General features: G+C 56.0%; 19 protein-coding genes. 9 read left to right on the forward strand and 10 right to left on the reverse strand.

The window, feature by feature from the left end; translation table 11 throughout:
* Positions 1 to 140 precede the first annotated feature (140 nt).
* The 5 genes from JEM67_RS13150 to JEM67_RS13170 are packed head-to-tail and all read right to left on the reverse strand — an operon-like array spanning position 141 to position 5,192.
* The gene (locus tag JEM67_RS13150) at positions 141 to 1,220 is read right to left on the reverse strand and encodes an ABC transporter ATP-binding protein (RefSeq protein ID WP_199639273.1); all 1,080 of its coding nucleotides are present in this window, start codon (positions 1,218 to 1,220) and stop codon (positions 141 to 143) included.
* Positions 1,220 to 2,173: a carbohydrate kinase family protein gene (locus tag JEM67_RS13155; RefSeq protein WP_199639275.1), complete on the reverse strand. Its 954-nt coding sequence runs from the start codon at positions 2,171 to 2,173 to the stop codon at positions 1,220 to 1,222. The genes JEM67_RS13150 and JEM67_RS13155 overlap by 1 nt, the downstream gene beginning before the upstream one ends.
* Positions 2,174 to 2,194: 21 nt before the next feature.
* Positions 2,195 to 3,034 (reverse strand): carbohydrate ABC transporter permease, encoded by an 840-nt coding sequence (locus JEM67_RS13160; protein WP_199639277.1) that lies wholly within the window; start codon positions 3,032 to 3,034, stop codon positions 2,195 to 2,197.
* On the reverse strand, positions 3,024 to 3,932 hold the full coding sequence (locus JEM67_RS13165; protein ID WP_199639279.1) for a carbohydrate ABC transporter permease: 909 nt from the start codon (positions 3,930 to 3,932) through the stop codon (positions 3,024 to 3,026). Before JEM67_RS13165 ends, JEM67_RS13160 begins: the two co-directional genes overlap by 11 nt.
* Positions 3,933 to 3,941: 9 nt before the next feature.
* Positions 3,942 to 5,192, reverse strand: coding sequence for an extracellular solute-binding protein (locus tag JEM67_RS13170; RefSeq protein WP_063198513.1), 1,251 nt, complete (start codon positions 5,190 to 5,192; stop codon positions 3,942 to 3,944).
* 101 nt (positions 5,193 to 5,293) lie between these two features.
* On the opposite strand from JEM67_RS13170, the gene JEM67_RS13175 reads away from it, so the two are divergent.
* The 5 genes from JEM67_RS13175 to xdhC all read left to right on the forward strand — a co-directional run bounded on the left by JEM67_RS13175 (position 5,294) and on the right by xdhC (position 12,695).
* A complete protein-coding gene (locus JEM67_RS13175) occupies positions 5,294 to 6,466 on the forward strand; it encodes an ROK family transcriptional regulator (protein WP_199639281.1) in 1,173 nt (390 codons plus the stop codon).
* A gap of 315 nt (positions 6,467 to 6,781) precedes the next feature.
* Positions 6,782 to 8,113 carry a guanine deaminase gene (guaD, locus tag JEM67_RS13180; protein WP_199639283.1) on the forward strand — a complete coding sequence of 444 codons (1,332 nt, stop codon included), beginning with the start codon at positions 6,782 to 6,784 and terminating at the stop codon, positions 8,111 to 8,113.
* Positions 8,110 to 9,540 (forward strand): xanthine dehydrogenase small subunit, encoded by a 1,431-nt coding sequence (gene xdhA, locus JEM67_RS13185; protein ID WP_199639285.1) that lies wholly within the window; start codon positions 8,110 to 8,112, stop codon positions 9,538 to 9,540. The genes guaD and xdhA overlap by 4 nt, the downstream gene beginning before the upstream one ends.
* Positions 9,533 to 11,935, forward strand: a complete 2,403-nt coding sequence (gene xdhB / locus JEM67_RS13190) for a xanthine dehydrogenase molybdopterin binding subunit (RefSeq protein WP_199639287.1) — start codon at positions 9,533 to 9,535, stop codon at positions 11,933 to 11,935. Before xdhA ends, xdhB begins: the two co-directional genes overlap by 8 nt.
* A complete protein-coding gene (xdhC, locus tag JEM67_RS13195; RefSeq protein ID WP_199639289.1) occupies positions 11,919 to 12,695 on the forward strand; it encodes a xanthine dehydrogenase accessory protein XdhC in 777 nt (258 codons plus the stop codon). The genes xdhB and xdhC overlap by 17 nt, the downstream gene beginning before the upstream one ends.
* 76 nt (positions 12,696 to 12,771) lie before the next feature.
* Here the strand turns inward: xdhC and JEM67_RS13200 are convergent, their stop codons facing one another.
* Together JEM67_RS13200 and JEM67_RS13205 are read right to left on the reverse strand one after the other, a co-directional pair.
* Positions 12,772 to 14,097, reverse strand: coding sequence for a 6-phospho-alpha-glucosidase (locus JEM67_RS13200; RefSeq protein WP_199639291.1), 1,326 nt, complete (start codon positions 14,095 to 14,097; stop codon positions 12,772 to 12,774).
* The gene (locus JEM67_RS13205) at positions 14,094 to 15,752 is read right to left on the reverse strand and encodes an alpha-glucoside-specific PTS transporter subunit IIBC (protein WP_199639293.1); all 1,659 of its coding nucleotides are present in this window, start codon (positions 15,750 to 15,752) and stop codon (positions 14,094 to 14,096) included. The genes JEM67_RS13200 and JEM67_RS13205 overlap by 4 nt, the downstream gene beginning before the upstream one ends.
* Before the next feature lie 302 nt (positions 15,753 to 16,054).
* Between JEM67_RS13205 and JEM67_RS13210 the strand changes: the two genes are divergently transcribed.
* From JEM67_RS13210 to dcp, 4 genes are all read left to right on the forward strand, one after another.
* Positions 16,055 to 16,759, forward strand: a complete 705-nt coding sequence (locus tag JEM67_RS13210; RefSeq protein WP_013812786.1) for a GntR family transcriptional regulator — start codon at positions 16,055 to 16,057, stop codon at positions 16,757 to 16,759.
* Between the two features lie 393 nt (positions 16,760 to 17,152).
* On the forward strand, positions 17,153 to 18,955 hold the full coding sequence (locus JEM67_RS13215) for a glycoside hydrolase family 13 protein (RefSeq protein WP_199639296.1): 1,803 nt from the start codon (positions 17,153 to 17,155) through the stop codon (positions 18,953 to 18,955).
* 406 nt (positions 18,956 to 19,361) lie between these two features.
* Complete coding sequence (locus JEM67_RS13220; RefSeq protein ID WP_426406357.1) at positions 19,362 to 19,739, forward strand: c-type cytochrome; 378 nt, start codon at positions 19,362 to 19,364, stop codon at positions 19,737 to 19,739.
* 247 nt (positions 19,740 to 19,986) lie between these two features.
* A complete protein-coding gene (dcp, locus tag JEM67_RS13225; RefSeq protein WP_199639300.1) occupies positions 19,987 to 22,188 on the forward strand; it encodes a peptidyl-dipeptidase Dcp in 2,202 nt (733 codons plus the stop codon).
* A gap of 55 nt (positions 22,189 to 22,243) precedes the next feature.
* On the opposite strand, the gene JEM67_RS13230 is transcribed toward dcp, so the two are convergent.
* From JEM67_RS13230 to JEM67_RS13240, 3 genes are all read right to left on the reverse strand, one after another.
* Positions 22,244 to 23,551 (reverse strand): MFS transporter, encoded by a 1,308-nt coding sequence (locus JEM67_RS13230; RefSeq protein WP_199639302.1) that lies wholly within the window; start codon positions 23,549 to 23,551, stop codon positions 22,244 to 22,246.
* 120 nt (positions 23,552 to 23,671) lie between these two features.
* Positions 23,672 to 24,313 (reverse strand): N-carbamoylsarcosine amidohydrolase, encoded by a 642-nt coding sequence (locus JEM67_RS13235; protein WP_013812791.1) that lies wholly within the window; start codon positions 24,311 to 24,313, stop codon positions 23,672 to 23,674.
* 9 nt (positions 24,314 to 24,322) lie between these two features.
* Positions 24,323 to 25,024: a maleate cis-trans isomerase family protein gene (locus JEM67_RS13240; RefSeq protein ID WP_172458736.1), complete on the reverse strand. Its 702-nt coding sequence runs from the start codon at positions 25,022 to 25,024 to the stop codon at positions 24,323 to 24,325.
* Between the last annotated feature and the right edge of the window lie 27 nt (positions 25,025 to 25,051).

A 25,051-nucleotide genomic window follows, 5' to 3' on the forward strand; every position in this document is an offset into this window, starting at 1 on the left:
TTTTCGAGCATAGCGCATCGGACACAGGTTAAAAAGAGGTTAAGCAGGTGATGATTAGCGAGCGCAGCGATCTGCGCTCGCAGAGGGAAACAGCCAGTGTCAGCCCGGCTTTTTCGGGCCGAAGTCAGGCTAATCAACACTCAACTTTCGCTTAGCCGCTGGCCGCTGGCGGCGTCGAACAGGTGGATCGCGTCGATGTTGGGCGCCAGCCACAGCGGCTGGCCGCTTTCTGCATTGATACGGCCGCTGAACTGCACATGCAGTCGGTAGCCGCCCCAGGTCAGGTGCAGCAGACTGACGTCACCGGTGATCTCCATCAGCCGAAGCTGGGCGGGCGGCTGTTCGCTGACCTCCACCAGCAGAAAATCATGCGGGCGCAGCCCGAGGATCACGTTACTGCCCGCAATTGCCTGCCGCCATTTATCGGGCAGCGGCAGCCACAGTTCACCGCAGGTTACGCCGGGGCGATCGCCGCGCGGCGTGACGATACCCTCCAGCAGGTTCATTGGCGGCGAACCGATAAAGCGCGCCACAAAGGTATTGGCGGGCGCGTCGTAGATCTCCAGCGGCCGGCCCTGTTGCACGATATTGCCGTCTTTCATCACCACGATTTGATCGGCCAGCGTCATGGCCTCAATCTGGTCGTGGGTGACGTACACCGTGGTGGTTTTGAACTGCTTATGCAGCGATTTTATCTCGGCGCGCAGCTCCATACGCAACTGGGCGTCGAGGTTGGACAACGGCTCATCGAACAGAAAGACCTTCGGATTGCGCACCATGGCACGACCCATCGCCACCCGCTGGCGCTGACCGCCGGACAGCTCTTTTGGATAGCGCTGCAACAGGTGATCGATCGCCAGAATGCGTGCCGCCTCCTGCACTTTGCTCTGCTGTTCGCTTTTGCTGACTTTCATGACCTGCATGTGAAACGCCATGTTTTCCGCCACCGTCAGGTGCGGATAGAGCGCATAGCTCTGAAACACCATGGCGATATCGCGATCGGCGGGGTCCAGATCGTTAATTTTCTGTTTATCCAGCAGGATAGCGCCATCGGATAGCGTATCCAGCCCGGCCAGCAACCGCAACAACGTGGATTTACCGCAGCCGGAGGGGCCGACCAGCACGGTAAAGCTGCCGTCAGGAATAATCAGATCCAGCGGATTGAGCACCCGCTGTTTGCCATAATATTTGGCGACTTTCACCAGTTCTACGCTTGCCATCAGATCATCTCTCCGGCGCAGGTTTTCAGGGTGTTCCAGTCCAGGTATTGACGCGGTGAACTGCTGATGGCGTGGCTGGCGGCGCGAATGCCCCAGCGCAGCGCCACCGTGGCCGAATGGCCGTGCAGGCAGGCGGTCAGGAATCCGGCGTTGAAACTGTCGCCGGCGCCGATGGTATCGACCACCTTGATCGGGTGCGCCGCAGCCTGCAACAGTCGTTCGCCGCACCACATGCGCGCGCCGTCCGGCCCGCACTTGACCACACAGGCGGCGTCGGTCGGTTGCTGGCGGTTCAGGGTGCGGGCGGCGGTGTACAGATCTTCATGGCCTGCCATGCCGCAGGTTTCCACTTCATTCAGCAGCAGAATGTCGCAGAACGGCAACCAGTCGGCGATCTGCCCGCGCAGCGAGTCGCTCCAGCCCTGAGGCGGCCAGCCGGTGTCCACCGCAATGCGGTAGCCGCGCTGGCGCAGCGTTTGCAGCAGCGCCGGGTAATCCGCCAGCAAAGTGGTGCACAGGAAGGTGCCGCATAACAGTACGGTGTCGCCGTTGCCGGCGAACAGCGGGATCTGGTGCAGCACGTCATCCTGGCTCAGGCGGGTGATGTGTCCTTGATTGCTGAAAAAGGTGCGTTCGTTGTCGGGGTGCGTCACGCCGAAGGTCAGCGAGGTTTCACAGCTGTAGGTCGGCCAGTACAGCGAGCTTTCCGGGAACAGCTGCGCCAGCCAGGGGCTGAAATAGTCGTTGCCCTGATTGGCCACCAGCCGATAAGGCGTCTCCAGCGCCGCCAAAGCCAGTGCACAGTTGCCGGCCGAGCCGCCGGGGCGCAGTTCGCTGTGATCCAGCATCGCCTCGGTGCCTTTCTGCGGCCACTGGTGCAGGGTGCTCATGATCACGTCGACATTGATATTACCGACCACGTACAGGGTGGGTCTGGTATTGGTATTCATCATGTGAATTTTTTCCCTTTTAAGTCAGCCCTTGCTGCCGCCGCTGGTTAACCCGCTGACCAGCGTTTTTTGCAGCCAAATGGCAATAAAGAGTGGCGGTATGGCGGCCAAAATGCCGACTGCGGCGATCAATCCGTCATCGGTGGCGCGCCCCGCGGTGAAACCGGCGATAGTCACCGGCAGCGTCTGGGCCTGAATGTTGCTGGTAAACAGCAGCGCGTAGAAAAATTCGTCCCAGGCCAGCAACCAGCCGAACAGCGCCGAGGCCCCGAGCGCCGGTTTCGCCAGCGGCAAGGTGATGCGCAGCAGCACCTGCCACTGACGCAGCCCATCCAGCCGCGCCGCCTGTTCGATATCGATAGGCAGGGCGTCGAACTGATTCTTCAGCATCCAGGTGAGAAACGGCAGGATCAGCGAGCAGTAGACCAGCACCAGACCGATATGGGTATTCAGCAGCGCCAGCTGTTGCAGAATAAAGTACAGCGGCAGCACGAAGGCGACCGGCGGCACCATATAAATCGCCAGACTGGCGAACAGCCAGCCGTCGCGGCCCGGATAGCGTGAAAAGCTGAACGCCGCCGGGATCGCCAGCAGCAGCGAAATCAGCGTGGCGCCGCAGGCCACCAGCAGGCTATTGAACAGCGCGTGCAGGAACAGTGCCCCAGGCTGGCCGGCCTGCAACGACAGCAAGCTGCCGTAGCGTGAAAAGTCCCAGCGGCGCGGCAGCCATTCCAGCGGCACGCGGGTCAGATCGGCGGAGGAACTGACGCTCATCAAAAACAGCCACAGCATCGGCGCGAGGATCGACAGCGCCAATAGCAGCGCGGCGCCATAGCGCAGTATCAGGCGGATTTTACGCTTCATCGGCGAGGCTCCTTCGGCGCTGGCGGAACAGCATCAGCATGTAAAGTGTAATCAACAAACCGCACAGCAGGGTCATCAGCACGGCGTAGGCGGCGCCGCTGCCGGCACGCAGATAGCTGAACGATTCCTGATAAACGAAGAAGCTGAGGGTCTTGGTGCTGTCCATCGGCCCGCCGCGGGTCATCACGTAAATGATGTCGAACACCTTGAAGGCGTCGATGGTGCGTAACACCAGCGCCACCGCCAGCGGGGCCAGAATGGCGGGCAGGGTGATGGCACGGAATCGCCGCCAGGCGGAAGCGCCGTCCAGTCGGGCCGCCTCGTACAGATCCTCCGGGATAGATTGCAGTGCCGCCAGCGTCAATAGGGTGATCAGCGGGTAGTTTTTCCAGATATCCGCCAGCATCACCGCGTTCAACGCCGAGGCGGGATCGCCCAGCCAACTGCGGTAATGGTCAATGACCCCAAGCTGTGTCAGCAGCGCATTGATGCTGCCGTAATCCGGGTTGAAGTTCAGCCGCCACATTGTCGCGTTGACGATGGTGGGCAGCGCCCAGGGCAAAATCACCAGCACCCGCAGCAGGTTGCGTCCGTGGAATTGCTGGTTGAGCAGCAGCGCCACCAACACGCCAATCACCCCTTCGAACGCCACCGAAACCACGGTGAAATAGAGCGTGCGCCACAGCGCGGCCTGGAAATCCGGGTCGGTCAGGGCATACAGAAAGTTATCGACGCCGACCCAGTCAGGCGTTACACCGTCACCGATAAGCGCCGCGTCGGTAAAGCTCAACCACAGGGTGCGGCCCAGCGGCCAGGCGGTTAACAGCAGCATCATCAGGAGCATGGGTGCCAGCAGCACCCATGCCTGACGCCGCTCACGTTGGGGCAAAGTGAGCATCGTCATCCCTTAACGCAGCCGTGCCGCGCTTTTGGTGGCCGCATCCAGGCCCGCTTGCGGCGTCACCTTGCCTTGCAGGATCTGCTGCAAATCTTGCTGCAATCCGTTGGAAAGCCGTGAGTAATCGGCGGTTTCAGGGCGCGACAGCATCACGTTCAACGACTGTTTGGCGGCGGCGATCAAGGGTTGCTGGTCTTTCTGCACCGCCGGATCGTCGTAGGAAGATTTCCAGATCGGCAGGCTCAATTTGGCGTACTTATCCTGTACCGGCTGGGAGGTCATGTAGCTGATGTACTGCCAGGCCTGATCCGGGTGGGCGCTGGCCTTGGCGATGCCGAGGCCCATCGAGCCGTTGACGGCGGAAACCTGGCCCTCAACCGATCCCGGTGCCGGCACGATGCCGACATCGCCGGCCACTTTGCTCTGCTTCGGATCGTTGGCCATGTTGTACATATAGGTCCAGTTGAGCGCGAAGGCGGCGTCGCCGTTAGAGAAGGCTTTGCGCACGTCCTCTTCCAGGTATTCGCGTGAGTTCGGGTTGGTCAGCCCCTTGTCCAGCGTGTCTTTCATATAGCTGGCGGCCTGTAATGAGCCTGGGGTGGAGAAGTTGATTTTCCCCTGCTGGAAGAACTGCCCCTTGAAGGCGGACACCAGCGTGGTGTAATCGCAAACCAGCGCCTCGGCCTGTGACCAGCTCCACACCAGCGGATATTTGACCACGTTTTTCTGTTTCAGGATTTCTGCCTGCTGCGCCAGTTCCTGCCAGGTTTTCGGCGGGGCGCTGATGCCGGCCTTGGCCAGCATGGCTTTGTTGTAATACAGGTATTTGGTATCGAGGATCCACGGCATTCCCCAGCGCTTGTCTTTATAAGTGACGGTGGTCATGGCGCCGTCGAAAATCTTGCCGCTGTCGTCGGCGCTGATGCGCGAGGTGACATCCTGCAGCAGGCCGAACTTAACGAATTCGGCCGGCCAGATGGCGTCGAACAGCACTACGTCGTAGCCATTGCTGCCTGCGCCGCGTGCCGCGACGATTTTATCGTGCAGCGCTTCGTAAGGGACGAACTCGAGGTTAACGGTGATATCTGGGTGCTGTTGGGTGAAATCGGCGGTCATGGCGCGGATATCGTTTTCGCTATAAGCCGCCTGGGTCATAAACAGCGCGTTGATTTGCGTAGGGGCGGCAAAGGCGCTTGAGATGCAAAACGCCAGGGCAGACAGAGTACAGGCGGCCTTAGCGGCGCGGATAGGGCTTTTCATGGTGCGTTCTCCGGTGTTAAAAAGATTCTTAAATCAATTTGATTGCTTTAATGGAGGGCACCATACTGCAAACACCGATTTCCCTTTCTGCATAGGCAGTTATGACGACATCCGGCACTAACCTTGAACATGCTCGTGCACACAACCGGCGTGTAGTGATAGAGGCAATCCGTCTGCACGGCGAATTGACCCGTGCCGAAATCGCCCGGCTGACCTCACTGACGCCGCAAACCGTTTCAAACATCGCGACAGAGCTGGAACAGGCCGGCATTCTCTCCTCGCACCTGCCACGCCGTGCCGGAGGGAGAGGCCAACCGGCAACGCCGTTGACCCTCAATCCAGACAGTGCGTATTCCATCGGCATCCATCTGGACCACCAGTCGCTTCTGATCATTGTCGTTGATCTGTCTGGAAGCGTTCGTTTCCATCGGCTGATTATGGTGCAAAAACCGCAACCTGCCGCGACCTTGAAACTGATTTGTGATGTAGTGCAAGAAATGCGCCAACAGCCGGATATGGCTTGGGGAAAAATGCTGGGCATCGGCGTGGTGATGCCGGGGCCGTTTGGTGTGGAAGGGATCTCATCCGTTGGGCCGACCACCCTCAACGGCTGGGAAAATATCGATGTAGTGACTGAACTTAACGCGCAAAGCGGCCTGCCGGTGACGCTGGAGAATGACGCCACCGTCGCCGCCATCGGCGAGCGTCTGCACGGTGTGGCCAGGCAACTCAATTCGTTTATTTATCTGTATCTCGGCACCGGCCTCGGGGCGGGGATCTTTACTGATGGGCGCATTTATACCGGTCATGCGCACAATGCTGGTGAAATAGGCCACATGATTGTGCAACCGGGTGGGCGGGCTTGTTATTGCGGGAATCAGGGTTGCCTTGAGCGCTACGTCTCGCTGCAGGCAGCCTATGAGAGCTGCGGGCTGGATCCGATGCGTGCCATGCCGCAGGATCTGCTGGCACTGCCGCAGGCGCAGATCGACCTCTGGCTGGATTCTGCGGTGCCTGCGCTGCGCCAGGCGATCAACATCGTCGAGTGCATGTTCGATGCCGAAGCGGTGATTATTGGCGGGCTGATGCCGGAAAACATTGTTGAACAGTTGATCAAACGCTTGGCGCCCTTGCACCGCTCGGTGCGCAGCAAATACCTCGATGGTCTGCGCGTGCGGTTGGGCACCACCGGCGCGGATACCGCAGCATTGGGGGCGGCGGCGCTGCCGCTGTTCGACGAGTTTAACCCACGTTATGAAGTGCTATTGAAATAGCCACTTAATTTTCTCGATTTATATTCTTGCTCGATGTTGGTGCATCGGTTTAATTAATCCCGACAAGCAAACGGTTGCTATTTTACAGGCAACCGTTTGCTTGCTTTCTAGTTATTTTTATTTTCTCGGATTAAGTTAATAAATTATTTTATATAATTGTTTTTTAAAGGTTATTAACAATAAAAAACCAACTGGCACGCTGCTTGCTATCCTTAAATCAACATCTGAAAACGATAAAAAAGACCGACATATTGCACCGGGTTGAGTTTACTCAACGGGGTGCGGTACGTGGGTCGGTAGAAAAGGAACGGCAACATGAACATGCAATTCACCACGGCTATTCGTGGCAATTTTTTCGATATCGCTGCCTGCGTGGAGAACCCGCAACAGTTGAATGAGCAATTGCGGCATATTCCCGATGGATTAATGCTGCTCAACGAAGGGGCGATTGTCTGGCTCGGCAGTTGGCAGCAGGGCGAACCGCTGTTGCCGCCGGGTTTTGAGGTGATGCATTACCGCGACAAGCTGATCGTGCCGGGGTTTATCGACACCCATATTCACTATCCGCAAACCGAAATGATAGGCGCCTATGGCGATCAACTGTTGGCGTGGTTGAAGCACTACACTTTCCCGACTGAAAGCCAGTTCTGCTGCGAACGGCATTCCGGCAAGATGTCGGCGTTCTTCCTGCAACAACTGCTAAGCAACGGCACCACCACGGCGCTGGTGTTCGGTACGGTACATCCGCAGTCGGTTGACGCGTTGTTCAGCCAGGCGGCGGCGCTGAACATGCGTCTTATCGCCGGCAAAGTGATGATGGACCGCCACGCACCGGATGAACTGCTGGAAACCCCGGAGCAGAGCTACCGGCAAACGCGTGAACTGATCGAGCGCTGGCACGGCAAACAACGCCTGGGCTATGCGATAACGCCGCGTTTCGCCCCCACCAGCACCCCAGCGCTATTGGCACAGGTACAGCGGCTGCGCGAAGAGTTTCCGGATGCCTGGCTGCACACCCACCTGAGCGAGAACCTGGATGAAGTGGCCTGGGTGAAAGCGCTGTTCCCGGAGAGCCTCAGCTATCTGGATGTGTATCACCAGTACGGCCTGACCGGCGAGAAAAGCGTATTCGCTCACTGCCTGCACCTGGAAGAGCAAGAGTGGGATTGCCTGTGCCAGACCGGTTCGGCGATCGCTTTCTGCCCGACCTCCAACCTGTTTCTCGGCAGCGGGCTGTTCAACCTGCAAAAAGCCTGGCAGAAGCAGGTGAAACTGGGCATCGGCACCGATGTTGGCGCAGGCACTACCTTCAATATGCTGCAAACGCTGGGCGAGGCTTACAAGATCGGCCAGTTGCAGCGCTATAAACTCTCCGCTTGCGAAGCCTTCTATCACGCTACCTTGGGCGGTGCGCGCGCGTTGGCGCTGGACGATAAAATCGGTAACTTCGGCGTCGGTAAAGAGGCGGATTTTGTGGTGTTGGATCCCGCGGTGTCGCCGCTGCAGAAGCTGCGTCATGAAAACAGCCGCGAACTGGCGGACCAGTTGTTCTTGCTGATGACGCTGGGGGACGATCGCAACGTTTATCGCACCTACGTTGACGGTAAAGTGGTTTATCGCGCGGCCGCGCACCAGGAGGCAGCATGATCCAGTTCCTGCTTAATCAAACGCTAAAAAGTGAAAGCGCGCTCGATCCCAACACCACGGTACTGAACTATCTGCGCCGCAACCTGGGCCGCTGCGGCACCAAAGAAGGTTGTGCCTCCGGTGACTGTGGCGCCTGCACCGTCGTATTGGCCGAGCGGGAAGGCGGGCAGTTGCGCTACCGTAGCGTCAATGCCTGCCTGACGTTTGTCAGCTCGCTGCACGGCAAACAGCTGATCACGGTGGAGGATTTGAAACACAATGGCCAATTGCACAGCGTGCAGCAGGCGATGGTCGATTGTCACGGTTCGCAGTGCGGTTTTTGTACGCCGGGATTTGTGATGTCGATGTTCTGCCTGCAAAAGAACGGTGGGGAGTATCAGCGTGAACAGGCGCAGCAGGCGCTGGCGGGCAATTTGTGCCGCTGCACCGGCTACCGGCCGATTCTGGCGGCGGCGCAGCAGGCCTGCGGCGTCAAGAGCGAGGACAGTTTCGATCGCGAGCAACAGCAAACTTTGCAGCGCCTGCAAGCCATCCGCGCAGCGACGCCGCTGGAAGCGGCGGGCAAACGCTGCCTGATGCCGCAAACGATCGACGAGCTGGCGGTGCTGTACCGACAACACCCGCAGGCAAGATTGTTGGCTGGCGGCACCGATCTGGCACTGGAAGTTACCCAGCGTCACCAGGATGTGCCGTTGATGATCGCCATTGGGCAGATTGAGGCGTTGAAGCAAGTCAGTTGGCAGGACGAACGGCTGACGATCGGTGCCGGTGCGGCGCTGAGCGACCTGTATCCGCTGCTGGAAAAATATCACCCGGCCTTCGGCGAGCTGCTGGCGCGTTTTGCTTCGCAGCAGATCCGCAACCAGGGCACCTTGGGGGGCAATATCGCCAATGCCTCGCCGATTGGCGACGGTGCACCCATGCTGCTGGCGCTGGATGCAATGCTGAACCTGCGCTGCGGCGATGCGCGGCGTGAGTTGCCATTGAACGATTTCTTCCTGGGATATCGCCACACCGCGCTGCAAACGGGGGAGTTTATCGAAAGTATCGTGCTCCCGGCCACCGCTCCGGCGGATTTCCGCGCCTGGAAAGTCTCCAAACGGCTGGAGGACGATATTTCGGCGGTGTGCGGCGCCTTTAACCTGGGGATAGAACACGGCATTATTCGCAGTGCCCGGTTGGCATTTGGCGGCATGGCGGCGACGCCAAAACGCGCCTTGCTATGCGAGCAGCAACTGGTGGGGCAGCCCTGGCGGCGCGTCACCGTTGAACGTGCGGTGCAGGCATTGGCGCAGGACTTTACGCCGCTCAGCGATTTCCGCGCCAGCAGCGATTATCGCCTGCTGGTGGCGCAAAACCTGCTGCGCCGCTATTTCATTGCGCTGACCGCGCCGCAGTTGGCGATCGAGGTGACGGCTTATGAGTAATCACAAACGCATTGACGCGACGCAGGAACAACTGGCCGAACGTTTCCGCCAGCCATTGACCACCGGGGTGGGCCGTAGCCGCAAACATGAAAGCGCCGACAAACACGTCAGCGGCGAGGCGCAATACATTGACGATCGGCTGGAATTCCCAAACCAGTTGCATCTGGCGGCGAAGCTGAGCGAGCGGGCGCATGCGCGCATCATCAAGCTGGATTTGTCGGCCTGTTACGCCTTCCCCGGCGTGGTGCGGGTGATCACCTGGCAGGACGTGCCGGGGGAACTGGATATTGCGCCGCTGACCTACGGCGATCCGCTGCTGGCGAAGGAGACGGTGGAGTACGTTGGGCAGGTGATCGCGGTGGTGGCGGCAGAAGACCCGGAGATCGCCTGGCGAGCGGCGCAGGCGGTGAAGGTGGAGTATCAGGATCTGCCGGCGCGGCTGGACGTGACGCAATCGCTGCGCGAAGGCTTTGTGGTACAGGAGGCGCACCATCATCGGCGCGGCGATGCCGACGGCGCACTGGCGCGGGCTTTGCACCGCATTCAGGGCGAGTTGCACGTCGGCGGCCAGGAGCATTTTTATCTGGAGACCCAGATCGCGTCAGTGATGCCCGCCGAGGACGGAGGCATGCTGGTGTATTCCTCCACCCAGAACCCGACCGAAATCCAGAAACTGGTGGCCTCGGTGCTCAATCTGCCGATGCACAAGGTGACCCTCGACATGCGCCGCATGGGCGGCGGCTTCGGCGGTAAGGAAACTCAGGCCGCCGGCCCGGCGTGCCTTTGTGCGGTGGTGGCGCACCTGACCGGGCGGCCGGTCAAAATGCGCCTCAATCGCCATGACGACATGCTGATCACCGGCAAGCGCCACCCGTTTTATATCCACTATGACGTTGGCTTTGACGACAGCGGGTTACTGAACGGAATCAAGATCGACCTGGCCGGCAACTGCGGCTATTCGCTCGATCTCTCCGGATCTATTGTCGATCGCGCCATGTTCCACGCCGACAACGCCTATTTTCTGCAAGATGTGTTGATTACCGGCCACCGCTGCAAAACCCATATCGCGTCCAATACCGCCTATCGCGGCTTTGGCGGGCCGCAGGGCATGATGGCGATTGAGCAGATCATGGATCATATTGCGCGCTATCTGGCGCTCGATCCGCTGGCGGTGCGCAAGACCAATTATTACGGCAAGGAGCAACGCAACATCACCCATTACCACCAGCCGGTGGAGCAGAACCTGCTGCAGGAAATGACCGCCGAACTGGAACACAGCGCGGATTATCAGGCACGGCGCGAGGCTATCCGCCGTTTCAACGCCGAGAACCCGATCCTGAAAAAAGGGCTGGCGCTGACGCCGGTGAAGTTCGGCATCTCTTTTACCGCCAGCTTTCTCAACCAGGCCGGTGCGCTGGTACTGGTTTACACCGACGGCAGCATTCAGCTCAACCACGGCGGCACCGAGATGGGCCAGGGGCTGAACACCAAGGTGGCGCAGATCGTCGCCGAAGTGTTCCAGGTGGATATTGAACGCATACAGATCACCGCCACCGATACCGGCAAGGTGCCGAACACCTCGCCGACGGCAGCGTCATCCGGTACCGATTTGAACGGCAAGGCGGCGGAGAATGCGGCGTTAATCATTAAACAGCGGTTGATCGACATGCTTTCCAAACAGCACCAGGTCAGCGCCGGGCAAATTGCCTTCAGCAACGGCCAGGTCAGGGTGGGTGAGCGTTATTTCAGCTTCGAGCAGGTGGTCGAGCAGGCGTATTTCAATCAGGTTTCGCTTGCCAGCACCGGCTATTACTGCACGCCGAAAATCTTCTACGATCGCGACAAGGCCAGCGGCCACCCGTTCTATTACTTTGCCTACGGTGCGGCCTGCGCGGAGGTGTTGATCGACACCCTGACCGGCGAGTACAAACTGCTGCGCGCCGATATTCTGCACGACGTGGGCGACTCGCTGAACCCGGCTATCGACATCGGCCAGGTTGAGGGCGGCTTTGTGCAGGGTATGGGCTGGCTGACCAGTGAAGAACTGGTGTGGGATGAACAGGGCAAGCTGCTGACCAACGGCCCGGCCAGCTACAAAATTCCGGCGATTGGCGATGTGCCCGCCGATCTGCGCGTTACGCTGCTGGAAAACCGCAAAAACCCGGAAGATACGGTGTTTCATTCCAAAGCGGTGGGCGAGCCGCCGTTTATGCTGGGGATCTCGGTTTGGTGCGCGATCAAGGACGCGGTCGCCAGTCTGGCGGACTACCGCCTGCAGCCCAATATTGACGCGCCGGCCACGCCGGAACGGGTGTTGTGGGGCGTGCAACAGATGCTGTCAAGTGACATTGTCACTGAATTGATGCGGGAGAACGGCGATGGACGACTGGATTGAGGCGCTGGCGGAAGTACGCAGGCGTGGCGAGCCTTGCGTGCTGGTGACGTTGGTGGACGAGCGGGGTTCCACGCCGCGTAACCGTGGCACCAAAATGCTGGTGACCGCCGAACGGACGGTCAATACCATCGGCGGCGGTCACCTGGAGTTCCAGGCGCTGGCGATTGCGCGTGAGATGTTGCAACAGGGTGGCGCCACGCTGCGACTGGAGCGTTTCCCGTTGGCGGCGCGGCTGGGCCAGTGCTGCGGTGGAACCACCAGCGTGCTGTTCGAACCCTTGATCCCGCCGCGCCCGCAAATCGCGCTGTTTGGCGCTGGGCATGTGGGCCGTGCGCTGGTGAACATTCTCGCCACCTTGCCGTGCCGGGTGCGTTGGGTCGATGGGCGTGCGGCGGAGTTCCCTGCGGCGATGCCGCCGGGAGTGCAACAAGAGATTTGCGATGAGCCGCTGGAGATCGTCGATATCATGCCGCCGGGCAGCTATTTCATCGTGATGACTCACGATCACGCGTTGGATCTGGCGCTGGCGGAGCGTATTTTACGGCGTGGCGATGCCGGTTACTTTGGCCTGATTGGTTCACTGACCAAGCGTAAACGCTTCGAGTACAAGCTTGGCCAGCGTGGCATCAGCGAACAAGCGGTGACCGCCATGCGCTGCCCGCTGGGCTTGCCCGACGTCAAAGGCAAACTGCCTGCGGAGATCGCGGTAGCGGTGGCTGGGGAGGTTATTGCTTGTTACGGGAGGGGGGAACGGGGCTAAAACCGCGGCGGTTTGCTTTTGAACATTGTGTGGGCGCCCCCCGAAGGTTGCGCCGCCACAGGTAAGAATCGTCAAATCACTTCAGTTCTGGCCAGTAGTCTTTATTGGCTTCGAGCAGATCGTCCAGAATGGCTTTAGCGACGGAAGCACTCGGCACGGTTTTCGAGAGCGTTATCGCCTGCCACAGTTTCAGATAGGACTTCTCAATCCAGGCTTCGACCACCAGTTTTTCAACCGCCACCTGCTGGCTCATCAATCCCTGCTGGAACAACGGGATCTTACCGACAGTCAGCGGTTCCGGCCCGTTGCTACCGACGAGACACGGAATTTCAACCATCGCTTCCGGATCAAAATTGTTGATGGCGCCCTGATTCGGCACAATCAGCAACATTCTTGCCTGAGTGTTGAATGCGATGGCGGTTGCCAGGTCAACGATGTAAGACGCGTGTTCATCAATCTCCAGTTCGCCGGCGGAAGATTTCCCCGCCTTGGTAATCGCAGCGCAGGAACTGAAAACGTGTTTTTCTCGGTGCTCCATCACCTCATTGGCGCGGGTATGTTCCGGATTGGAATGCGCCACGACATAGTCCGGGAACAGGTAATATTTCAGGTAGGTGTTCGGGAACGTAGACGGATCTAACGCCCAGACATCTTTCGCTTTGGCGAATGTATCATTCCAACTGGCCTCAACACCCGGCTCGTCGGTTGGCGGTACATAGCCGTGTTTAGCCACATGTTCGCGGATTTTGGGCATCAGATCGTTACCCTGCAAATCTTCAATCGACGTCCACCAGCCAAAGTGATTCAGTCCGTAATAACGCACCTGCATTTCTTTACGCGATTTCAGCCCGACAATCTGCGCCATGCGCCCTTCAATGCCGATCGGCATATCGCAGATGTTGAGGATCTTGGAACTCGGGCGTAAACGGCGCGTCGCTTCCGCCACAATTGCGGCCGGATTCGAGTAATTCAGCATCCAGGCGTCCGGGGAATATTTCTCCATGTAATCGACGATTTCCAGTACGCCGCCGATGGAGCGCATGCCGTAAGCGATACCGCCAGGTCCACAGGTTTCCTGTCCTACGACACCATGACGCAGGGGGATTTTTTCGTCTTTTTCGCGCATCGGATATTTACCGACACGGATATGCGCCATGACAAAATCGACATCGCTAAAGGCCGTTTTCGGATCTGTGGTATAGCCGAATTCAATGTCCGGCGCCTGCTCTTTGAGGATCACCTTGCACGCTTCGGCCACAATTTCCTGACGTGCGCCATCGTTGTCATAAAACTTGATGGAACGCAGCGGGAATCTTTCCAGATTCGCCAGTAACATCAATACGATACCAGGTGTAAATGTGCTGCCGCCGCCAGCCACGACTACTGAGAATTTCTTCTTCATACTGCCTCCGTAATGGATGTTTTTGTCGGGGAACTCGCCCCGGATATGGATGATGGTGTGAAAGCATCTTGCTTCATCAGCGTTTCTATCTGGTCCCTAACCTGAGGAACGTGCAGGCCCACGATGATCTGAATGCCGTTGCCGCGCCGTACCACGCCATGTGCGCCCAAGGCTTTGAAGATGTCGTCACTCTGCGTCAGCGTCATGTCGCCGAGCGTGATACGCAGCCGCGTCGCGCAGTTGTTGAGGTTGACAATATTGCCGTTGCCGCCGAGTGCATGTAGATAACCCACCGCCTGGGCGTGTGCTGAAGAGGGGGCCGGGATGTCGCTGGTGCGGCCCGACGGATTTTTCTGCGCCTGATAGTCAGCCTTACTGTAGAGTTTGATTTCGCTATCTTCACGCCCCGGTGTTTTCAGGTTAAGACGCAGGATTAGCGTGCGGAATACCAGGAACCAGATGCCGGTGAATACCAGCCCGATAGCAATCTGGGTGAACATCATCGAGGCGTGATTGTGATACATCGGGATCCAGTTTTGCGGCAGGAACTGGTCCAGTAGCCCACCGCCCATGTTGCCGACCACGCCTGCCATGTACATCAGCGTCGCCACTGTGGCGGCGAGTAACGCATGTATGGCAAACAGCAGTGGTGAGATGAAGAGAAAGGTGAACTCAAGGGGTTCGGTAATACCGACAAGTAAGGCGGTCAGCGTCGCCGGGATCAACAGCCCTGCCACCTTGACGCGATTTTCCGGTGCGGCGGTGGCGTAGATCGCCATCGCAATACCGACCGATCCGAAAACTTTCGAGTTACCTTGCAGCGCGAATCCGCCTTGCGGGAATAAGACTTTCAGCGGCTCTGTGCTCTCGCTGAATACCTGCAAGTGCTGTGCCCAGTAAACCTGAATTCCGCCTTCGACAGCTGCCGGACCGAAGATAAACGGGCCATAGATGAAGTGATGCAATCCGGTAGGGATCAGAATGCGTTCCAGGAAGGTATACACCCATACGCCGAGAGAACCGGAGATCAACATAAAGTGTTGCATCGAGAGAATGCCGGCCTGCACTTTCGGCCACACCAGCAGCGTCAGCCACGCGCAAGGGATCATCAACAGAAATCCGACGATGACCACGAAGGAGCTGCCCTGAAAAATACCGAGGAATACAGGAAGTTGTTTATCAAATAAATGATTGTGTATTGAGGTGACGATGCCTGAAATGATAATTGCACCAATAATACTGGTATCGATAGTTTTAATTCCGGCGATCATCGTCAGTCCGCTGTGTCCTCCGGGATCAACGTTAAAATCAACGCCAAAATAATCACCCCATGTTAATCCCATTGCGTTAATTAAATAATTCCAGGTCATAAAGCTAACCAGTGCCGCCAGGCAGGCGCGACCTTGTGCATGTTTCGCCAGCCCGATGGGCAGGCCGACCGCGAAAATCAGTGGCATGTTGCGGAAAACAGTCCAACCACCTTCTTCTATAATATGAACAATTTGTGCGAAAAGACTGCCAGGTGCGGTGAGTGAATCCCCGAGAAACATAGGATTCTGAAGCATGATTGCAATGCCCACCACCATTCCCGCAAACGGAAACAGCAACACAGGTGTAAACATTGCACCACCAAAACGTTGAATTTGACTGAGCATAAATACTCCTCATATTTTTCCGGGTCAGATTTTTTATTATTTCGTTTTAACTGATTTTATTTTCCATTCAAAGAGTAGGGACTTTGAAAAAAAAGGTCGCAAAACTATTAATCATTTTGTGATCGCATTCATGTTTTCTCCTTCGGTGAAGTGGTCTACTTTTATGGCGATTTGTATACATTAAAGTGATCAAGGAAAAAATAGCCAGAGGAATAGCCAAATAAATTTCAGGTTTTACAGTGCGGTAACCTCTTTTTGTTGCGCGGTTATCAGGATTCATTTAGGGATAAAGAGGTCTTCAAGTGATCTACAAAACGCTTGCTGAACGTCTGAGAATACGTATCAATTCTGCTGATTTTGCTATCGGCGATGCTTTACCCAGTGAGAAACGTCTGGCTGCCGAATTTTCTGTATCGAGGATGACACTCCGCAAAGCGGTAAATTTACTGATTGAATGGGGGCTGGTACGTCGCTGTCACGGCAGCGGAACCTTCGTCGCGCAGAAAGATCTCCAACATGAAACTCGTGGGCTGATGGGGTTTTCAGAACTGATGAAAGAACTGGGCCGCCCCACGGTGAGCGAGGTGCTGGAGTTTCGAATGATGGGAGCCCCCCCAGCCATCGCCAGCCAGCTGCGAATCAAGGCCGATGAACGCATTTACTATTCGCGTCGCGTAAGGTTTGTGGAAGGGAAGCCTGTGGTGCTGGAAGACAGTTACATGCCTGGCAGGTTATTTGGCAACCTCTCAGTCGCACATCTGGAGGGTTCAAAGTTTTCGTATATAGAAGACGAATGCCATATCAATATCGCAGGGAATTACGAAAGCTTCAGCCCGATCTTGGCAGACAGCACGATCGGCGCGCTACTGCACGTTGCCGAAGGCACGCCGCTGCTGCGCCTGACATCGCTTTCTTACAGTGATACCGGCGACTATATCAACTATTCGGTGATATTCAGAAATGCCAATGAATACCACGTGGACTACCATTTGAAGAGGAATAAATAGCGGTCGAAGGGGCTACATTTCTACTGTATGGCAATTGCAATAATTTCCAATCTAATCATCACGTTGATTAACGGAATTTCCCGCAAGATAACATGAAAATGTTTTTTGTTATCGCAAATTAATAGTGGTTTAGAGCGTTCGTAGCCCTCTTGCTAACACGGTTTAGCAAAGTATGCTAAAAAACAGCTGATTTAAAACGAATATCACTTAAAAAATGTCAATGCCTTATATTTACTTTACCCAGTCATTGTTCGGGAACATAATTGAAAAGCTTCTATTAGATACTGAAAATTAATCAGTATTAAATTAATAAATTAACAGTTAAATATTTAAATGTCAGGGGAAACATTGAATTAGGTTTATTTTTCGAATAAGAAACAGGAGAGTATTGTAATGCCCCGTCAAGGATTGAAAACTGCACTAGCGATTTTTCTAACCACATCATTATGCATCTCATGCCAGCAAGCCTTCGGTACGCAACAACCCTTGCTTAACGAAAAGAGTATCGAACAGTCGAAAACCATACCTAAATGGTGGAAGGAGGCTGTTTTTTATCAGGTATATCCGCGTTCCTTTAAAGACACCAACGGAGATGGTATCGGGGATATTAACGGCATCATAGAAAAATTAGACTATCTAAAAGCCTTGGGGATTGATGCCATTTGGATCAACCCACATTATGATTCTCCGAACACGGATAATGGTTACGATATACGTGATTATCGAAAAATCATGAAAGAATATGGCACGATGGAGGATTTTGACCGCCTGATTTCTGAAATGAAAAAACGGAATATGCGGTTGATGATTGATGTGGTCATCAACCACACCAGCGATCAAAACGAATGGTTTGTTAAAAGTAAAAGCAGTAAGGATAATCCTTATCGCGGCTATTATTTCTGGAAAGATGCTAAAGAAGGGCAGGCGCCTAATAATTACCCTTCATTCTTTGGTGGCTCGGCGTGGCAAAAAGATGAAAAGACCAATCAATACTACCTGCACTATTTTGCTAAACAACAGCCTGACCTAAACTGGGATAACCCCAAAGTCCGTCAAGATCTTTATGCAATGTTACGTTTCTGGTTAGATAAAGGCGTGTCTGGTTTACGTTTTGATACGGTAGCGACCTACTCAAAAATTCCGGATTTCCCAAATCTCACCCAACAACAGCTGAAGAATTTTGCAGCGGAGTATACCAAGGGCCCTAATATTCATCGTTACGTCAATGAAATGAATAAAGAGGTCTTGTCTCATTACGACATTGCGACTGCCGGTGAAATCTTTGGCGTACCCTTGGATCAATCGATAAAGTTCTTCGATCGCCGCCGTGATGAGCTGAACATTGCATTTACCTTTGACTTAATCAGACTCGATCGAGACTCTGATCAAAGATGGCGTCGAAAAGATTGGAAATTGTCGCAATTCCGGCAGATCATCGATAACGTTGACCGTACTGCAGGAGAATATGGTTGGAATGCCTTCTTCTTGGATAACCACGACAATCCGCGCGCTGTCTCGCACTTTGGCGATGATCGCCCACAATGGCGTGAGCCATCGGCTAAAGCGCTTGCAACCTTGACGCTGACTCAACGAGCAACACCTTTTATTTATCAAGGTTCAGAATTGGGCATGACCAATTACCCGTTTAAAGCTATTGATGAATTCGATGATATTGAGGTGAAAGGTTTTTGGCATGACTACGTTGAGACAGGAAAGGTCAAAGCCGACGAGTTCTTGCAAAATGTACGCCTGACGAGCAGGGATAACAGCCGGACGCCGTTCCAATGGGATGGGAGCAAAAATGCAGGATTCACGAGCGGAAAACCTTGGTTCAAGGTCAACCCAAACTACCAGGAAATCAATGCAGTAAGTCAAGTCACACAACCCGACTCAGTATTTAACTATTATCGTCAGTTGATCAAGATAAGGCATGACATCCCGGCACTGACCTATGGTACATACACCGATTTGGATCCTGCAAATGATTCGGTCTACGCCTATACACGCAGCCTTGGGGCGGAAAAATATCTTGTTGTTGTTAACTTCAAGGAGCAAATGATGAGATATAAATTACCGGATAATTTATCCATTGAGAAAGTGATTATAGACAGCAACAGCAAAAACGTGGTGAAAAAGAATGATTCATTACTCGAGCTAAAACCATGGCAGTCAGGGGTTTATAAACTAAATCAATAAATCTCATAGTCACGCCAAATAATGTAAATATATTGAAACTATTAAAACCGGCATTTTATGCCGGTTTTTTTAGCGCAAAATAGGGCTGGCAAAGATAAAGCAGGAGGCTACCACCGTGAGCTATATGCTTTTTTAAAAGGCAAGATTCCCCGTCGAGGCTCTGCCGTCACCCGAACGCGATAAACCGCGTTTATCCTCAGATGCCTGGCCGTTGCGCGCAAACGAAGACCGGGGTTTGAGGGCTTGTGGGGCAACGTCGGCGAGCCAGCCAGCTTCTCGTGGGCGCGAGCACATTGCTAATGAACAATCTCGCTTCAAATGTTATCGTGAGAATGAAGTGTTGCAGTGGCGCCGCCGGGGTTTGTTCTCGATTCAGGTTTGATTCACATAACAAGGTCACATGGAAATGAAAGTGTTATTCATCGCTTCGCTAGGCGCTTTATCGTTAATGCAAGCATCATTCTCCTTCGCGGATAATGCCAATGGGAAAAACATCTATTCACAGAGATGTACTATGTGCCACGGAACCGATCTCAAAGGCACGGGGCCATTGGCTGATAAAACCAACCCGCCTCCACCTGATCTGACAACCCCCGCGTTCAAAGAACGGCTCAATGATTATCCGGGCGTTATTGTATCGTCGATAATACTTCGTCCAAATGGAGACTTGATTCCCAAAACTTTGCGAGAGAATGGGGTAAAGCTACCGCCGTTCTCTTGGCGGATTCAGGATCTGCGTGATTTAAATCAATACATGAGCGGCGTGATTTCAAAAAATCGATAATGTTGAGAGGAAAGGTAGGCACAGAAATCGAATAGCCCTTGCAGAGTGGTTACCTGTTTGACGGAATCCTTCATGTAAAGCCGATAGAGTCCAGACCGCAATCAGCAACACGGTATCCTGTAACGGGATACGCCATTCTAATCACTTGTTTTTGCTCAAACTGCCAACTGCGCCTAAGCTAGAATGTGGTCTGGGGACTGGGGTCCCTTTGCACTTTATTCTGTGAACATGGAGGAGTTTCGATTTGATGCGTTTATCTACATTGGTGCTGGCGATCGGCATGGCGCTGAGCTCGCAGGCACAGGCAGAAGAAACCAACCCGCACGCGAGCCATAGCGCGTTGCCAAGCGGTCAGGCGAAGGAGGCTAACGTGACCGGAGAAGCCAACCAGCACGAGAACAAAAAGAACCAGAACCCGTTCTTCTATCAGAGCCGTCTGCCATTCCAGGCGCCGCCGTTCAATCTGATCAAAGAAAGCGACTACGCCCCGGCTATCGACGCCGGCATCAAGCAAAAGCTGGAAGAGGTGGAGAAGATCGCCAATAACCCGGCCAAGCCCGATTTTAAAAATACCTTTGTGGCGCTGGAGCAGGCCGGTGCGCTGTTGACGCGGGTGATGAACGTGTTTGGCGCCATGACCTCGGCCAACACCAGCGACGCGCTGCAAAAGTTGGATGAGGAAAGCTCGCCGAAACTCGCGGCGCTCGAAGACGCCATCATGCTTAACAGCAAGCTGTTCGCGCGCATCAAGGCGATTTATCAGCAGCGCGATGCGCTGAAGCTGGACGCGGAATCGCGTCGTTTGGTGGAAGTGACGTACAAGAACTTCGAGCTGGCGGGGGCCAACCTGTCCGATGCCGATAAAACCAGGCTGAAAGCGCTGAATCAGGAAGCGGCGACGCTGAGCACCCAGTTCTCCAACAAACTGTTGGCAGCGACCAAAGACGGCGCGCTGGCGATAGCCGATAAAGGCAAGCTGGACGGCCTGTCGGAAAGCGAACTGGCAGCGGCGGCTCAGGCGGCCGGCGAGCGCAAGCTGGACAAACAGTGGTTGCTGGTGTTGCAAAATACCACTCAGCAGCCGGAGTTGCAGAGCCTGAAAGACAGGGATACCCGCAAGGCACTGTTTGACGCTTCGTGGAGCCGGGCGGAAAAGGGCGACGGCAACGACACCCGGCAGACTATCGCCCGCCTGGCCAAGGTGCGCGCCGAGCAGGCCAAACTGCTGGGCTTCCCGAACTATGCCGCCTGGAAACTGCAAAACCAGATGGCCAAAACCCCGGATGCGGCGCTGAGTTTTATGCGCAATATCGTTCCGGCGGCCACCGCACGTGCCGAACGTGAAGCCAAAGACATTCAGGCGGTGATTGATCAGCAAAAAGGCGATTTCAAGGTTGAAGCCTGGGACTGGCAGTTCTACGCCGAGCAGGTGCGCAAGGCGAAATACGATCTGGATGAGTCGCAGATCAAACCTTATTTCGAACTGGATAACGTGCTGAACAATGGCGTGTTCTATGCCGCCAACCTGCTGTACGGCATCAGCTTTAAGGAACGCAAGGACATCCCGGTCTACCAACCGGACGTACGCGTGTATGAAGTCTTCGATAAAGACGGCAAATCGCTGGCGCTGTTCTATACCGACTTCTTTAAGCGCGACAACAAGGGCGGCGGCGCCTGGATGAGCAACTTCGTTGAACAGTCGAAGCTGAAGGGCACCAAACCGGTGATCTACAACGTCGCCAACTTCACCAAACCGGCACCGGGCCAGCCTGCGCTGCTGTCGTACGACGACGTGATCACCCTGTTCCACGAGTTCGGCCATGCGTTGCACGGCATGTTTGCCGATCAGGAGTATCCGAGCCTGTCCGGCACCAATACCGCGCGCGACTTTGTTGAGTTCCCCTCACAGTTCAATGAACACTGGGCCAGCGATCCCAAAGTCTTTGCGCACTTCGCCAAGCACTACAAAACCGGCGAAGCCATGCCGCAGGCACTGGTCGACAAAATCAAAAAAGCCGATAAGTTCAACAAAGGTTATGACATGACCGAGCTGCTGTCTGCCGCGCTGCTGGACATGCACTGGCACATGCTGAGCGCGGATCAACCGCAACAGGACGTGGACAAGTTCGAAGCCGAATCGCTGCTGAAGGATAAAATCGATCTCAGCTATGTGCCGCCGCGCTATCGCTCCAGCTACTTCAAACATATCTGGGGCAACGGTTATGCCGCCGGTTACTACGCCTATCTGTGGACAGAAATGCTGGCGGATGACGCCTTCCAGTGGTTCACCGAGCACGGCGGCCTGACGGCGGAGAACGGCCAGCGTTTCCGCGACAGGGTGCTGTCGCGCGGCAACAGCCAGGATCTGGAAAAACTGTATGTCGACTGGCGCGGCAAAGAGCCCAGCATCGAGCCGATGCTGATTAACCGCGGGCTGAAAGACGAATAAAATATTGTGATGTCTGTCCGACGAACAGGGGCGCGGAAACCCGCGCCCAACCCTCTCAGCGATTAACCACCTTGGCCGGCAGAGCGATCACCAGCAGCGAACTGAGCAGCAGACAACCGGCGAAGGCCCACAGCGCGCCGCCGCTTTTACCGGTCAGATCCAACGCCAACCCCATCAGCGAGTTACTCACTAACCCGGCGATATTCGCCAGCGAACAGGCCAGCGCAAAGCCGGTTGCCGCCGCCGTGCCGCGCAAGAAAGTGGCCGGCAGGCTGAAGAACACCGGCACCGCGCCGATGATTGCCGCCTGGGCGATGGAGAACAACAGCACCGTGGCGATCACGTTATGGGTGAAGAAGGTGCTGCCGGCCATCGCCATCGCACCGACGATAAACGGCACTATGATGTGCCAGCGGCGCTCGCGCATGCGGTCGGAGCTGGTGCCAATCAGCAGCATGCCCAGCAGGGCGGCGACGCTCGGCAGCGCGGTCAGCATGCCGATGGTGGTAATGTCGGTGACCCCGGCGGTTTTGATAAAGGTCGGCATCCAGAACCCCATCGCATAGGCGCTGAGCAGGATTGAGAAATCAATGCCGCCCAACATCCACACCTTGAGGTTAAAGAAACCGTCGCGGAAGCTGTGCTTGCTGTGGCCGGCTTCGGCATCGTCATGCGCCAGATCCTGCTCAATGCGTTTTTTCTCGCCCTCGGTTAACCATTTTGCCTGCCGATAATTATTGGGCAGCACCCAGAAAGTGAGCACGCCCAGCAGCACGCTGGGAATGCCCTCCAGCAAGAACAGCCATTGCCAGCCATGCAGCCCGTGACGCATATCGAAATGCCCCATGATCCAGCCGGAGAGCGGGCCGCCGATCACGCTCGACAGCGGCAGGCCGATCATGAACAGCGCAATGATGCGGCCACGACGATAGGTGGGGAACCATAACGTCAGGTAATAGAGCACGCCGGGCAGGAAGCCGGCTTCCGCCACGCCAAGCAAAAAACGGATGGCGTAAAACTGATTCGGGGTAGTGACGAACAGGGTGCCGGCGGAAAGCAGGCCCCAGGTGATCATGATGCGGGCAATCCACACTTTGGCGCCGACGCGCTGCAGGATCAGGTTGCTCGGCACCTCAAACAGAATATAACCGACAAAAAACAGCCCGGCGCCCAGCCCAAAGGCGGCTTCGCTCAATTGCAGTTGATCGGCCATCTGCAGCTTGGCCAGCCCGACGTTAATGCGGTCAAGGTAAGCGGCCAGATAACACAGGCAGAGAAACGGGATCAGCTTCCAGGTGATTTTGCGGTACAGCAGCGATTCTGTTCCCGCTTTCCCCGCTAACGGGGTTTCAACAATGGCCATGATGATGTCTCCAGGTGGTGCATAGTGGCCTCCGGAGGAGGTGTGTTGTGTGCTTGCTTTTGAGGCGCTTTCCGCGCCTTCTTTATTGTTCTGCTTTCCGTGCAGGTGAAGCCTTTGGGTCTACAACAGGGTTAAATAGCCGATCGCCTCCTGTTTGCTCACTACGTCGCCGTATTTGCTGTCGATGTCGAACAGGTTGGCTTCGTGCGGGCCGGCGTGGCGGTCGCCCACGCATTCGCGCACCACGATAGTGCGAAATCCGTGTTGCACGGCGTCCACCGCGCTGGCGCGGATACAGCCGCTGGTGGAACAACCGGCCAGCAGCAGGGTATCGATGCCGAGCGCCACCAACATAGGTGCAAGCGAAGTGCCGAAAAAGGCGCTGGCGTATTGTTTGGTCAACACCACCTCGGTCGCTAACGGCGCAACCTGGGGGCAGAACGCCGCCAGCGGATTGCCCTCGACCATGTCTTTCATCACCGGCGCTTTTTTCACCCAGATGCCGCCATCGGCAAAATGCCCCGCATGATAGCGGATATTGGTGTGGATCACCGGAATTCTCACCTGGCGTGCGGTGGCCAGCAGCGCCATGCTTTCGTCGACTGCGCTGACCACGCCGGGGGCGAACAGCGGTGCGCCCTCGGTGGTATAAGCCTGCATAAAGTCGATCACCAGCAGCGCCGGGCGACGGCCGAAACCGATGCGATTGCCCCAAACGCCGCTGTAGTTATCGATCAGAGAGTTATCGGCTGCGGATGCCATTTTTCCTCCTTAATAGGCGCCGGACAGCAGGGCGCCGGCGCCGGGAACGATCGGCTCCAGCTCCAGCGCGGTCAGCATGGCGTAGGTGGTGGCGATGGCGGCGGTCAGCACCGGCTTGCCGGTTTGCGCTTCAACGGTGGATACCGCAGGTAAAGACGGCATTTGCACGCAGGCGGACAGCACTATGGCATCCACGCCGCTCAGGTCCATCTCGGCGACAATACCCGGCAGTTTGGCCGGATCGTGGCGGCCCACCGCCAGGTTGTCCGGGATTTCCAGCGCGCGCCACACCTTGACCTCAATGCCCTCGTGTTCGATGTAGTCCACCACCATTTGGGTCAGCGGTTTCATGTAGGGCGCCACCAGCGCGATGCGTTTGGCGCCGAGCACTTTCAGGCCACTGACCAGCGCACCGGCGCTGCTGATCACCGGCGCGGCGGCGTTGTTGTCCTGCGTAACCTTTGCCAGCCGGGCCTGGGACTCGCGATGATAGCCCAGCCCCATAGACATGATCGCCACCAGGCAGGCATAGCCGAGCACGTCGACCTGCGCGTCGGAAAGCTCCAGCGCGCAGCGGTCTGATTCGGCGTCCATCGCCGCCAGTTCCGCCTTGCTCACATGCTTCATGCGCATGCGGCTGGAGTGAAAGGTAAAACGCTCCGGGCGGATCAACTGGCGGGCGGTCAACATCGCCGGAATTTCGGTTTCCATCGTGGTGTTGGAACTGGGTACGATCTG

Source organism: Serratia sp. PAMC26656 (assembly GCF_016469055.2).
Lineage (GTDB): Bacteria > Pseudomonadota > Gammaproteobacteria > Enterobacterales > Enterobacteriaceae > Serratia > Serratia plymuthica.

Bases quoted from the DNA above. Each gene is read 5' to 3' on its own strand.
- JEM67_RS13150 (WP_199639273.1), bottom strand. From the start codon at position 1,220: ATGGCAAGCGTAGAACTGGTGAAAGTCGCCAAATATTATGGCAAACAG.
- JEM67_RS13155 (WP_199639275.1), bottom strand. From the start codon at position 2,173: ATGATGAATACCAATACCAGACCCACCCTGTACGTGGTCGGTAATATC.
- JEM67_RS13160 (WP_199639277.1), bottom strand. From the start codon at position 3,034: ATGAAGCGTAAAATCCGCCTGATACTGCGCTATGGCGCCGCGCTGCTA.
- JEM67_RS13165 (WP_199639279.1), bottom strand. From the start codon at position 3,932: ATGCTCACTTTGCCCCAACGTGAGCGGCGTCAGGCATGGGTGCTGCTG.
- JEM67_RS13170 (WP_063198513.1), bottom strand. From the start codon at position 5,192: ATGAAAAGCCCTATCCGCGCCGCTAAGGCCGCCTGTACTCTGTCTGCC.
- JEM67_RS13175 (WP_199639281.1), top strand. From the start codon at position 5,294: ATGACGACATCCGGCACTAACCTTGAACATGCTCGTGCACACAACCGG.
- guaD (WP_199639283.1), top strand. From the start codon at position 6,782: ATGAACATGCAATTCACCACGGCTATTCGTGGCAATTTTTTCGATATC.
- xdhA (WP_199639285.1), top strand. From the start codon at position 8,110: ATGATCCAGTTCCTGCTTAATCAAACGCTAAAAAGTGAAAGCGCGCTC.
- xdhB (WP_199639287.1), top strand. From the start codon at position 9,533: ATGAGTAATCACAAACGCATTGACGCGACGCAGGAACAACTGGCCGAA.
- xdhC (WP_199639289.1), top strand. From the start codon at position 11,919: ATGGACGACTGGATTGAGGCGCTGGCGGAAGTACGCAGGCGTGGCGAG.
- JEM67_RS13200 (WP_199639291.1), bottom strand. From the start codon at position 14,097: ATGAAGAAGAAATTCTCAGTAGTCGTGGCTGGCGGCGGCAGCACATTT.
- JEM67_RS13205 (WP_199639293.1), bottom strand. From the start codon at position 15,752: ATGCTCAGTCAAATTCAACGTTTTGGTGGTGCAATGTTTACACCTGTG.
- JEM67_RS13215 (WP_199639296.1), top strand. From the start codon at position 17,153: ATGCCCCGTCAAGGATTGAAAACTGCACTAGCGATTTTTCTAACCACA.
- JEM67_RS13220 (WP_426406357.1), top strand. From the start codon at position 19,362: ATGAAAGTGTTATTCATCGCTTCGCTAGGCGCTTTATCGTTAATGCAA.
- dcp (WP_199639300.1), top strand. From the start codon at position 19,987: ATGCGTTTATCTACATTGGTGCTGGCGATCGGCATGGCGCTGAGCTCG.
- JEM67_RS13230 (WP_199639302.1), bottom strand. From the start codon at position 23,551: ATGGCCATTGTTGAAACCCCGTTAGCGGGGAAAGCGGGAACAGAATCG.
- JEM67_RS13235 (WP_013812791.1), bottom strand. From the start codon at position 24,313: ATGGCATCCGCAGCCGATAACTCTCTGATCGATAACTACAGCGGCGTT.
- JEM67_RS13240 (WP_172458736.1), bottom strand. From the start codon at position 25,024: ATGGAAACCGAAATTCCGGCGATGTTGACCGCCCGCCAGTTGATCCGC.